Genomic DNA, 12557 nt, shown 5'->3' with positions numbered 1-12557 from the left:
CGACCGATTTTTCCTACAAATTGAAAGAGCTGAGATGAAGGCTGGCACAGCCGAAAAATGTAGGAAAGCGTTTTTTTTGGTGGTGGATGGCAACTTTGAGGTGGGGAGCGGACGTTGCCGATCCTCCCCGGCACGGGGAGGGGGACCAGCGAAGCTGGTGGAGGGGCACCATCGGTTTGCCTTGCCGCTGACGTAGTGCGCGGCGGCGACGCCCCTAGAAATCGAGCGTTTCAATGGAGCGCTGCGTAAACCGCCTGTGCCCCTCCACCACCCTTCGGGTGGTCCCCCTCCCCCGTCGGGGGAGGATCGGCAAGTTTCGGTCGAAAGCTGACACGATCCTCAGTTTGCGTAAAGCAGCGGCGGGCGCCAGGCTTTCTGGTCAACCTCGTCGCGGACCTTGTACACCAGCCCCTTGCTGTTGAGGAACAGCTTCTCCATCTCGGGCCGGGTGAACGGACGCGAGCCAAGGCGCCCGAACACCGCCATCTGGCCGCCGGTTTCGTCGACCGCGCGGTCGCGGTCGAGCCCCTTCGACAGCGCGAGCGCGGGCGACGGTGTCTTGGCCCAGGCGATCAGTTCGGGGGTCGGTTTGGGCGAGAAGCCATAGAGGCCGGGATTGTCGGGGCTGGTCAGCTGGATCACCTTGATGCCGCCGCGCCCGTCGGCGACATAACCGAACAGCGACGCATTGGTCGATGCGACGATGACGTCCTCGGCATCGGTCATTGCGCCGCCAAAGGTCAGCCCCGGCCAGACGATCGGCGCCGCGGGGCGCGTCACATCGACGATGACCAGCCCGTCGGCCTTGGCCGCGACATACATATAGGTGCGCGCCAGATAGATTTTGCGCGCATTGGCGAGTGGAACCGTGCCTGCGGGCACCGCGACCGGCTGCGCCAGATTGGTGACGTCGAACAGCTTGACCCCCGCGGCATCGGTGACCCACAGATAGCGGAACTGCACCGCGCTGGCGCGCGCGTCGGTCAGCGGCAGCTGCGCGGTGACCTTGGGGGCAAGCGGCGTCGACAGGTCGAGGACGACCAGCCCCGCATCGGTGGTGATATAGGCCATGCTGCCCGCGAGCGTCACGTGCCGCGCGCCCGCCAGCACATTGCCCTCGTTCCAGGTCAGCGCGCGGGTCAGCTTGTTGTTGCGGAATTCGCCGTCGGCCATCGTGTCGATGTCGACGAGCACCAGCCCCTCAACGCTGTCGGTGATGACGGCATAGCGGTAGATGTCGTGCATCACCTGTTCGTGGTTTTCGGGGAAATTCTTGACGATATTTTCGTTGCGCGAAACGCTGATCGGCTGGGTCGTCGCGATCGCCATGCACGTCGCATTCTTCGTCTTCACATGCGTGTCATGGCCGAGCGCCGAGAAGGGGGCGCGGATGATACGTTCGGAAAAGCCCTTGTTGCCGATCGAGGCGACGTCATAGATGCGGAAGCCGCCGCGCCCTTCGGCGACGAACATATATTCGCCGCGCTGTTGCAGGCAGTTGACCCGGCCGCTGGTGTCCTGAACGATATTTTCAAACTCCTCGAGCGCCTGTGTCTCACCCGAACCCTTTTTGTCGAAGGTCTTGCCGCGCACCCATTTTTTGAGCTCGCGGCCGTTCTGGTCGACGTGCAGCTTCCAAAAATCGGGGTAGCTATATTTGTGGAGGTAGCTGCCGATCACTGCCTGCGGCTCGTCCCATTCGGTGACGCGGGTCGCCTGGAAGCCATCCTCCATCCCCGACCAGACGTTGAGTCCGACGAAATTGACGAAATTGGTGCCGAGCAGCATCAGCTGCGACATGATCGCATTGTTATCGTCACTCGCCGAGACATGGCAGTCGGAGCATTGTTTGGTTTCGGAGCGGCGCACGGTGTGCGGGAAATGCGGCGCGAACGCCTGGCTGGAATAGCCCGCCGACGAAATCGGTGGCTGCTGCACATAGATGCGCTCGCGGTTGATGTTGGTCGACGACAGGATTAACGCCGAGGTCGAGCGCACCGGGGTGATGATGCCGCGCACCTCGCCGTTCGGACCCGGCTCGCCGGGCTTGGTCAGCTGGTGGCGGCCAAGCTGGAACATCTCGTCGCGCGCCACCTGCGGGTTGTAGGTCGCGAAGTTGCGCGTCTCCTCGCCCTCGAAATGGTGCATCTTGGTTTTCCAATTGGCCTCGATCGGCAAATGGCAACCGCCGCAGCTGGTCGTCCACGACAGGTGGCAGGTGAAACAGGTCAGCTTGTCGTCGCCATGCGCGCGGTCTTCCTTGGCGACCCCCGGTCCCCATTCATATTTGCCGTCGTCGCTACCCGCCCGCGCCATCAGTTTGGCGCGCGCTGCCTTGGCGTTGAAATGCGGCCCCGGGGTCACCGCCTGCTTGACCAGACTGACCTGCCATTCGAGCTTCGGATCGACGATCGACCGCTGGATCAGCCCGATCACTTCGGCATCGTCATTATACTGGAATTCAAAGCGGCGGCGCCCGTCGGGGTTACGCAGCAGCGCCAGATTATTGCCCTGCGGCCGCGCTGCGACGTTCGAGGTCAAGAGGTTCGGCAGCGCGTCGGCGGTACCGTGGCAATCCTTGCAACTGATTTCGACCGCGTTGGCGACCTCGCCCTGGATATACCCATTGCCATGGCTGTCCTGCGCGAAGTGGCAGTCGGCGCATTGCAGGCCCTTTTCGGCGTGGATGTCCATCATATGGACCGCCTTGCCGGGGTTGATGCCGGGCGGGACGAATTTGCCCTCTACCCCCGGCTTGCCGGGATCGGCGCTCGACAGGCAGAGGTCGCGCTCCTTCGGATCACTGTAATGGCTACAGCTTTTGCGCCATTTCTCGGGATCCTTCGGGTCGATGATGTTTGCGGTGTCGGTGCCGTAGGTCGACATATTGCCGTCGGCGTTCAGCAGATTGCCATTGCGGTCGCGCTTGAAGATGCCGCGGAAATTCCAGCCATGGCCGTGATAGTCGGCGAACTGGGTGTCCTTGTTGGTGTCGTTGACGTCATAGACGTCGCGCAGAAATTCGACGTCAGCCCACAGCCCCCGCGTCGCCGCGGCCTCGGGATTGCGTTCGAGCACCGCATGCGCCTCGGCCGCGGTCGGATAGCGCTGTTGCTTGAATTTCTTCTGATATTCCTCGTCGCTCATCCCCGGCGGGCGCGGCGCGGTGTTATCGGGGCCGGGCCACATCTGCGGCGCGTCCGATTCATAATCCCACATCGTGTAGCCGAGATACGAGTTCAGGAAGATGTTCGGCTGGTGCATGTGGCAGGTCATGCACTGCGACGTCGGGATGGCGCGGGTGAAGGCGTGGCTGATCGGATGCCCCGATTCGCGGCGCGGGCGCGGCGCGCGCTGCGGCGCGCCGGCGATAGCGGTTGCAGGATCGATTAGCCCGCCATGCCCGGTCCCGCCGACAAAGCCGTCGTCGGGGGCCATATGCGAGGCGTCCGAATGACCGCCGCCTGCCGGTTTCTTGTCGCCGCCATGGCCGCCGCCCGTCCAGAGCTTCTCGCGGATCGTCGGATCGACGGTGTCGGTCTCGCCGTCGCGGCCATATTTGGCATAGGTCAGGCTGTGGCGCGGCTCGCGGTCGTTGGCATAGACGACATGACAGCCCGAGCAGCCCGAATGGCGATAATCGCCCGGCTGGTCGTTGGTCCCCATGAACCACATCAGCGGATCGTTGAGGCGTGTCTTGTGGATGTTGAGCACGGGGATCGCGACGCGCAGCCCGGTGCCGGGGCCGCGGTTCGACTGTTTGAGGTCGGGGCGTCCGGGTTCCTCGAGCCGCTGGATACTGCCGCTCGGATTGGGCAGGCCGATTTCGGGGAATTGCGTCGCGATATTGCGCCCGCCGCGCTCGAACACGCGGAACACATCGCCCGGCGGGATGACGCTCCAGCGCGGCAATGGATACATTTTCGCCAGCGCGCCGCGCTTTTTCTCGTCGTCGGTCAGGATCTTGTCGAAGCCGAAGCTCGGCTTGCACGCTTCCTTATACTCCTCGGCGGTCAGGCGCGACGAGGGTGAGAGGATGCAGGCTGCCTCGCCGGTGCGCGTATAAGCCTCTCCGAACACGTAATTTTTATACGGCACGATGCCATTATTATACGCCGCCCCGCCCCACAGCATCGCCGAGGTCGACATCAGCGAGCGTTCGGTCGCCTCGATCACTTCGAGGTGGCAGGCGCCGCACGCCTCGCGCGCGACGCGGTAATCGCTGGGGTTCACGAAGCGGATGAATTCGGGCGACTCCTTGTTGAGCAAGGTGTAGCTGCGCTGCGGGTTCGCCGAGCTGTCGTGCCAGGCGCCGGGCAGGGTCGGCTGCGGATGCGCCAGCGCCATCACCGCCTTGTTGGTGGCATGGGTGTAGCCAAGCGACGGGGTGCCGACCTGGCTCGCGTCGCCACCGTGACAGTCGGTGCAGCCGAGCCGCACCGCGGGGGTCGCGTGCATCGACGGCTGGTCGGTGCGCGTGTGGCAGCTGTAGCAGCCCTCCGACTTGGTGCTGACATCGGCTTCGGTCTGCTCGCGCGGGGCGGGCGGGGTGAAGCGATAGGTGATCTTGAGCGGTTTTTCTTCCTCGGCGGCGCGCCCGACGCTGGCGCCAAAAGCGGCGCACATCGTGACGAAAGCCAGCAGGGCAAAGAGTTTGCGCATCATCATCAAAAACTCAAAATCACATTGGCGAGGATCGACACATAGGCGTCGTTCTTCTGCTTGTTATCGAACAGATCCTTGAACCCCTTGCCGGGCAGCAGCACCGCGCCGCTGAGCCGCCCGACGATGTTCTGCGTCGCCTTTGGCCGCCAGATCGTCGCGACCGACAGGTCGAAACCGATGTCCTTGGGGATCGATCCTTCGGTGCGCAGCGCCTGCAGGCTCGACGTGTCGGCGAACCACAGATGATTGGCGTTGGCGCTGACGCGAAACTCGGGGGTCAGGTCGAAATCGGCGCCCGCACCGACAAAGACCGTGCCGGGGTTGTTGAAGTTCGACTGCCCCTCTTCCTTCGACGAGCGCAGCGAATTCAATATGCCGTTGCGGCCGCTGATCGCGATGACGCGCCCACCACCGGCAAAGGGGATCGTCTGGCGGATCCAGTAGCTGGTGTCGGCGCCGCCGAAGATCGGATTTTCGAAGATCGCGTCGAAGCCGCCTTCGGTGTTGTTATACGGATCGCGATCCCCGGTGGCGTAGAGGCCGGAGAGGCGGAAGCGCATCCAGTCATGGTCGTAGCTGAGTTCGACGGCGCCGAACCCGGCGCGGACTTGCGCCGGCTTGCTGGTGAAAAAGCTGTTCCGGTCCTCACCCAGCGCGGCATAGAAACTCGCAGTCAGATTGATCCGCCCGATCCGCCCATCGGCGCTATACCCCAGATAGACGACGTCATATTCGCGCCCGCGCAGATCGCCGAGCAACGCCGGGCGCACCGGGAAGCCGTTGTGGTCGATCTGCACGTCATTTTTTTCGCGGTTCATATTATAGGTCACGCTGACCTGGCTGGTCAGCCCGACGAACGGGAAATCCTGGCGATACAGATTGGCGGTGAAGATGAAATCGTCGCGCGGGGTCTGCGTGATGTCGTTCAGGCCCGAATTGGTGTCCTTTTCGAGCCGCCAGAAGGCCGCGAAATTATATTGGAAGCGGTTGTTGTCGCGGTTGCCGAACAGGCGGATGCCAAGCTGGCTGTCGTTGAACAGGAAACCGCGAAAATCGCTCTGAAACGGCTGGATGCCAAGCCGTACCGAGTAAAAATCATAACGGTCCGACGTGTTGCCGAGATGTTTGTCGACGAACAATTCCTGCACCCCCAGGAACGAGTCGTAACGATGGCTCGCCTTTGACGGGCGCACGTCGAGCACGCGCCGTTCGGGGACGTCGACATAATTGGCCTGATAAGCGAGGGTGACGCGATATTCGATATCGGGCGGCTTGAAAGCGGTCGACCCCTTGATCAGCGCCGCGCCGACGATGAAGGTTTGCGCGAAGACAAAGCTGCGGTCCTTGCCGAACACGTCGAGGCTGCCCGGTCGTTCGGTCGTCTGAACCCCGACCGGAATCGGAAAGGTGCGCGGTTCGAACACCGTGTCGGACACGGCATTGGCGACGATGAACCAGTCGTCGCCCTTGATCGGCAACCATGGCACCTTGCTGCGGTCGATCGCGCGGTCGCCCTTGTAGGTGTTTTGGTGATAGGGGTCGAACCAGCGTTCCTTGACCACCCCCAGGCTCTCGATCAGGCGCCAGCGGTCGGGAACCGGCAGCTGGTCCTCCATCCCCGGAAACGCCTGCGGCGGCGGCGGACGCAGCGCGCCGACATTGTCTTGGCTGAGCGCGTCGGGCAGGTCGGGGCGGTAACCGGGGCGGCGGCGGCCGTCGATGATCTGGGTGACCAGATCGTCCTTCAGCACATCCTGCCAGTCGACCGGAGGCGGCGGCGGGATCAGTTCGTCGGCGGGCTGTTCGGCAGGCGCGGCATCACCCGCGACCGGCGGATCTTCGGGTGCGGGCGGCGGCGGCGTCACCTCGCCTCCCGGCGCACCCTGCGCCGCCAAGCTGGCGATGATCGGCCAAAGGCTGCCCCCCGTCATCATCGCCTACAGCCCATCGCAGACATTTTGGGTGGTCGAGTCGAGGAACGGCGCGAAGGGGCAGCTGATATAGCGCAGCCGCACGCCGGCGCCGACGTTGACGACGACATTGTCCGAGCGCAGCGGCCCCGGCGCATTGCCGATGCCGCCAACCCGCGCGCCGCCGTTGTGCGTGCCGAGGAAGCTGATCATGTCGTCCTGATCGATGCCGTCGCCCGACACGCCGATCGCGCCGACCAGCTGGTTGCCGCGATAGATGGGGACCGATCCGGGGAAAATCTGGATCCCGTTCTGCAGCCGGTTCTGCCCCGCCGCAACGTCGGGCAGGGTGGTGCAGCGCGCCGGGGTGTCGATCAGGGTGGTGCCCGACACGAACCCCAGATGCGCGCCGAGATTACCGATGATCAGCGCCGATTGCAGCCCGGTCGAGAAGGGATTGAACTGCGCAATCGGGCGCGACAGTGGCCCCGGCGGGCGCCCGACCTCGCCATCGGGGAAATAGGGCCGCGCGAGGTTGCCGACGGCGCGGTCGGCATAAGCGACATTGCCGGTCAGCGCCGCCGGGTCGTTCAGGAAGCTGCGCGTCGCGGGAACGAACTGACGGACGTCGGCGCTGGCGTTGGCGCCCAGCTCGGTTGCGGCCTGCGCGCTGGAGAAGAACGCTGCGGTGCGCGCTTTTTGCAAGCTGACGTCGGTGCCGAAGATCGGCGCGTCGGGCGAGCGGACGATGCCGAGCACCGATCCGTGGGTGTCGACGATGCTGATCGTCACCTGCGCGAGGCTGTCGAGCGGGCGGCGGATCTGCGCGCGCGCGCGGCTCATCACCGCAAAGGCTTCCTCCAGCACCGCGCGCGCCTCGGCCTGCGTCAGGGGCGCACTGTTGGTCGCGCCGTCGGTCCCGGCGCGCAGCGGATAGCGGTTCGCGCCGCTACCGTTGGTCAGCACAAAGGCGTCGCGGTTCGAAAATTCGGCGGCGGTTGCCGCGCGGATGCCCGACGCTTCGCTGCCATAGGCGATCCCCGCGGTCACCGCGGCATTGGCATAGCCGATCACTGCGACCAGATTGCCCGCGCTGCCGTTGAGGCTGGCAAAGCTGGCGCTGCCGCTGGTCATCACCCCGGAGAAGGTGGCGTCGGAGAAACGCAGCGACGTCCCGTCAACGGTGATCTTGTCGGCGGTGATCGTCGAGGGTGCCTCAAACCCGCGCGTTCCCGCCAGCGCGATGAATTCCTCGGGGTCGTTATCGATGTTCAGGATATTGGGGTCGCTGCCATAGACGCCGTCGCCCATCACCCCGATGCCGCCGACGAGGACGCCATTCTTGTAGAGCGGCAGCCCGCCGGGATCGGCGGCGAGGCCAAGCGGCGAGCGTTTCGGCCCGATCAGCGCCGCGGCGCCCGCCGCGCCAAAGCGCGCCGACAGGTCGCTGCACGGCAGCTGGCTGAACTGCACCCCGAACAGCGGGCCGCTCTCCAGCCCGACCGTGGTCGGCGCGGGCGGGAAATGTTCCTGGACGATCTGGCTGGCGGTGCGGGTCGAAAAGGCATTGCCACCGCTCGACAGATAGGCGCCGGTCACCGCCTTGGCGATCGCGCCGCCTTCGGCGGGGAAAGTGACATTCTGCGCGTCGATGTTCGCACCATTGGGCGCCGCCGACGTCGTCGCGGTCGCGCGCGCGCCGGTCATGCGGAAGACGCCCAGCACATTGCCGACGCGGTCGGTCACCGCGATCACCGACGGCAGGCTGCGCGCCTGCGCTTCGGCGATCGCCTGGGCAAGGACGCGCTCGACATCGCTGGTGGTCAACGCCTCGGCAGCGGGCGGGGTGTAGAGGCCGCCCGTCGGGGTGGGCGTTGGCGCCGGGGTCGGGGCGGGGCTGGGCGTCGGGGTGCCGCCGCCACCGCCGCCGCATGACGACAGGAGCAGCGCCCCCATCGCGGCAACCGCCGCCGAGCGGAAGAGATGGGTCTTGCTTTGCATGATCTTACCGCAGCGCCCGGATCGCGCGCACCGCGCTGCCCAGCGATGCCTGGAATTCGGCGGGCCGATAGGCGTTGGGATCCTTGACCGCGGCATAGGCGCGGTCGATGTCGCCGCGGATGCCCGCCGCGGCGCCGACGGTAACGCGGCCCGACGACACCATCGCATTGAGCAGGGTATCGACCCCCATCACCGCCTGCTGCGACCCCGAATAGTCGGTGAAGCGGTCATTGATCGCCTTGGCCGAAATCGCATCGACCATCGCAAAGGCATCGGTGCCCGAAAAGCTGCGCGCCGCAAACGCGCTTTTGAGCGCCGCGACGGTCTGGGACAGCTGCGCCGCGGCGGCGACCGCGCTGGGACGGTCGGTCGCCATCGCCTTGTGGAACGCCGCCGTGCGCGCCGCGAGCTGGTCGGCGAGCGCAGGGGCGGCCAGTCGCGCCGCGGCGGCGAGCATGATCAGATTTTCGTCGTTGTACGGTGGCATCCCCTCGGGGATTTGACGCCCCGGATTGTCGACCCCGCTGCGCACCGGTTTCGCCTGGTCGAAGATGCGGCGGTGGCAGCTGTGGCAGTCGAGGAAGTAGAATTCGGGGAACATCCCTTCGGTCCCGCGCCGCGACTGGAACAGCGCGAGGCTGCGTTCGATCGCGGTCGCCTGCCCCACCGCCCACATCTGGACATGGTCGGTGCGCGCGCCCGCGGCGCCGAACTTGCGCCAGCCATAATCGGCATCCTCCTGGTGATGCGCCTGGAGCGAGGAGAAGAGGTCGAGCTCGAAGGCGATGCGCGGATGCCCCGCCGCCATGATACGGTGGGTGACAAACTGCCCGTCGCTGGCCGACCCGAAATGGCAATCGACGCACACCCCGGCGCGCACCACAGGGTCTTCGAGCTTTTTCAGCCCCGCCGACAGGTTGGCGAGATGTTTGTCGCGCATTTCGGCGTCGGGATTGGCGTTGGTGCCGACCCCGGCATAATGGCTGGCGATCCAGCCGCCCGCGGGGCCATGACAGGATTCGCAGCCGACGCCGTCCTCGGTCGGCACGCTGCCGCGCATCGCGCCCTTGGCGGCGACCGCGCCGGCGGTCGCGTGACAGCCGATGCACATCTGCGCCGTCGCGGGATCGCCGATCCCCAAGTTGCGCGCGATGAACTGGCTGCGGTTGTTGCTGAGCACCGCCCAGGCGCGGCTGTGCGCGCCGCCGGGGGTCGAGGGCTCCTGCCATTTCATCAGCTCGTCCTGGCGGACGACGGCGCCGTCACCCTCCATCCGGCCGTGGCAGGTCGATCCGGCGCACGACGCGACGCCGGTGTAACGCGCCGCGGGCTCGCCCTGCGACCGCGCGGGCGGGGCCAGCACGAACGCCGCGATCGCGAGCGACAGCAGCAGCGCCGCGAAGGCCGCTATGGCCGCCCACGGTCCCGCGCCGCGCCTCGAAATCGCGTCGGTCGTCATGCCCAGAGTCCCCTTATTTCCCGGCCGGACGCTTTTGCGCCTAAACCACCCCGAACGCCAGCATCGCGTCGGCCACTTTCTTGAAACCGCCGATGTTCGCGCCCTTTACATAATCGATATAGCCGCCGCCCTGATCGCCATAGGTGATGCAGCTTTTGTGAATGCCGTCCATGATGTCTTTCAGCATCTGTTGCAGTTCGGGCTCGCTCCAGCTGCGGCGCCCGCTGTTCTGGCTCATCTCCAGCCCCGACACCGCAACCCCGCCGGCGTTGGCGGCTTTACCCGGCGCGAACATGATCTTCGCGTCCTTGAAGATATGTACGCCCTCTAGGTTCGTCGGCATGTTCGCGCCTTCGCTGACCGCGATACAGCCGTTCTTGACCAGTTCGCGCGCGTCGTCGCCGAGCAGCTCGTTCTGCGTCGCGCACGGCAAGGCGACGTCGCATTTGACCCCCCACGGCGTCTTGCCCGCGGTAAAGCTCGCGCCCTTATATTCGTCGCAATATTCCTCGATCCGGCCACGGCGGTGCGTCTTGTGCGCCTTAACCCAATTGATCTTTTCCTGATCGATGCCGTCGGGATCATGGATGAAGCCGCCCGAATCGGACAAGGTCAGCACCTTACCGCCGAGCTGGACGATCTTTTCCGCCGCATGCGTCGCGACATTGCCCGAGCCCGAGATGACCGCGGTCTTGCCGGTGAGATCCTGCCCCTTCGCCGCCAGCATGTTGGCAAGGAAATAGACCGCGCCATAACCCGTCGCCTCGGTGCGGATCAGCGAGCCGCCCCATTCGAGCCCCTTGCCGGTGAGCACCCCGGTAAATTCGTTGGTGATCCGCTTGTACTGGCCGAACATGAAGCCGATCTCGCGCCCGCCGACCCCGATGTCGCCCGCGGGCACGTCGATGTCGGCGCCGATGTGGCGATAGAGCTCGGTCATGAAGCTTTGGCAAAAGCGCATGATCTCGCGCACGCTCTTGCCCTTGGGGTTGAAGTTCGACCCGCCCTTGCCGCCGCCCATCGGTAGCCCGGTGAGCGCATTCTTGAACGTTTGTTCGAACGCCAGGAATTTGAGCACCGATTCGGTGACCGACGGGTGGAAACGAATGCCGCCCTTATACGGGCCGATGGCATTGTTGTTCTGGACGCGCCAGCCGCGCTGGACGCGGATATTGCCGTTATCGTCCTCCCAGCAGACGCGAAACGACACCACCCGGTCGGGTTCGGCAATGCGCCGCAAAATCTGCTGCGCGTGATATTCTTCCTTGTCGGCGATAAAGTCGAAAATATCTTCCGATACTTCCTGTACGGCCTGCACGAACTCGGGTTGCCCCGGGTTCCGCTTTTTCACGCCTTCCATGAACGTCGAAAAATCGACGTGATCCGAAACTGCCATGCACCCCTCCCCTGATGACTGGGAAAGCCGGTGCGACCCTGACGATTTAATCGTTGACCGACCTTGTGGGTCAAAGGCTACACCATCGCCAAACAAAGGCAATATGACAGCGCGCACAGGCGGCATTTTTTCATGGGCCGCACCAAGGGGCAAAAATGAGCGAGACCAAGAGCATGGCCGAAGCCGCGAAGCGCGGCATGACCGGCACCAACCGCGCGATATTGATCGCCGCCTTCGTGCTGCTCGCGGCGGCGGTCGGCTACGCAATCTGGCGCGATTCGACGCCTGCAGGGGCTGATTTGGCAGCGCCGAATGCCGCCGCGCCGTCGGACCAGCTTGCGGCATTGGAGGCGCGTACCAAGAACGAGCCGAACAGCTCCGAAGCATGGACCGCGCTCGGCGCGGCGCGATTTGATCTCGGCGATTTTGCCGCGGCGGCGGCGGCGTATGAACGGGCGACCGCGCTGTCGCCCGATTCGGCGGGATTGTGGTCGGCGCTGGGGGAAGCGCGGGTGATGGGCAGCGACAGCGACCCGATGCCCGCCGCCGCCCTTGCCGCGTTCGACAAGGCGATCGCGCTCGATGCCAAAGACCCGCGCGCGCGCTATTTCCTGGCGGTGAAGAAAGACATCGCGAAGGATCACCAAGGGGCAATCGAGGACTGGTTCGCGCTGCTTGAGGATACGCCGCAGGGCGCGCCGTGGGAGCCCGACCTGCGCCGGACGATCGAGGAGGTCGGCAAGATCAACGGCATCGAGGTCGCCTCGCGCCTGGCGCGCACCCAGCCGCGCCCGCTGACCGCCGACGAAATGCCCGTCGCGGCGCGCGCGATCCCGGGGCCGAGCCGATCGGACATGGAAGCGGCGTCGCAGCTGCCCAAGGGTCAGCAGGACGCGATGATCCAGGGTATGGTCGACGGCTTGGAGGCCAAGCTGAAGGCCAATCCGACCGACGTCGATCGCTGGATCATGCTGATGCGCAGCCGGATGACACTAGGCGAAACCGCGAAAGCCGCGCAGGCGCTAAAGGACGGCATCGCCGCCAATCCAGCGGTCGCGGGGCGGCTGAGGGCGCAGGCGCAGTTGCTGGGTGTGCCGGGCGCGTGACGAGGAATCAGAGGGGGAGG

6 protein-coding genes are annotated in these 12557 nt (G+C 65.2%); 1 reads left to right on the top strand and 5 read right to left on the bottom strand.

All coding sequences use genetic code 11. The features are described from left to right. Positions 1-339: 339 nt before the first annotated feature. The 5 genes from ACTIFP_RS03330 to gdhA are packed head-to-tail and all read right to left on the bottom strand — an operon-like array spanning position 340 to position 11431. A complete protein-coding gene (locus ACTIFP_RS03330; protein ID WP_439567300.1) occupies positions 340-4662 on the bottom strand; it encodes a hypothetical protein in 4323 nt (1440 codons plus the stop codon). 5 nt (positions 4663-4667) lie between these two features. Next, positions 4668-6599, bottom strand: a complete 1932-nt coding sequence (locus ACTIFP_RS03325; protein WP_439567276.1) for a hypothetical protein — start codon at positions 6597-6599, stop codon at positions 4668-4670. Between the two features lie 3 nt (positions 6600-6602). Further along, entirely contained in the window at positions 6603-8576 is a 1974-nt protein-coding gene (locus ACTIFP_RS03320) for a heme-binding protein (protein ID WP_439567275.1), read from the bottom strand. A 4-nt stretch (positions 8577-8580) separates the two neighbouring features. Further along, entirely contained in the window at positions 8581-10035 is a 1455-nt protein-coding gene (locus tag ACTIFP_RS03315; RefSeq protein WP_439567274.1) for a multiheme c-type cytochrome, read from the bottom strand. 40 nt (positions 10036-10075) lie between these two features. Further along, a complete protein-coding gene (gene gdhA, locus ACTIFP_RS03310; protein ID WP_439567273.1) occupies positions 10076-11431 on the bottom strand; it encodes an NADP-specific glutamate dehydrogenase in 1356 nt (451 codons plus the stop codon). A gap of 155 nt (positions 11432-11586) precedes the next feature. Between gdhA and ACTIFP_RS03305 the strand changes: the two genes are divergently transcribed. Continuing rightward, positions 11587-12537: a tetratricopeptide repeat protein gene (locus ACTIFP_RS03305; RefSeq protein ID WP_439567272.1), complete on the top strand. Its 951-nt coding sequence runs from the start codon at positions 11587-11589 to the stop codon at positions 12535-12537. Positions 12538-12557 lie beyond the last annotated feature (20 nt).

This window comes from Sphingopyxis sp. (assembly GCF_051861155.1).
Lineage (GTDB): Bacteria > Pseudomonadota > Alphaproteobacteria > Sphingomonadales > Sphingomonadaceae > Sphingopyxis.
The sequence above is the reverse complement of the archived record's forward strand: the minus strand, read 5'-3'. Positions and strand labels throughout refer to the sequence as shown.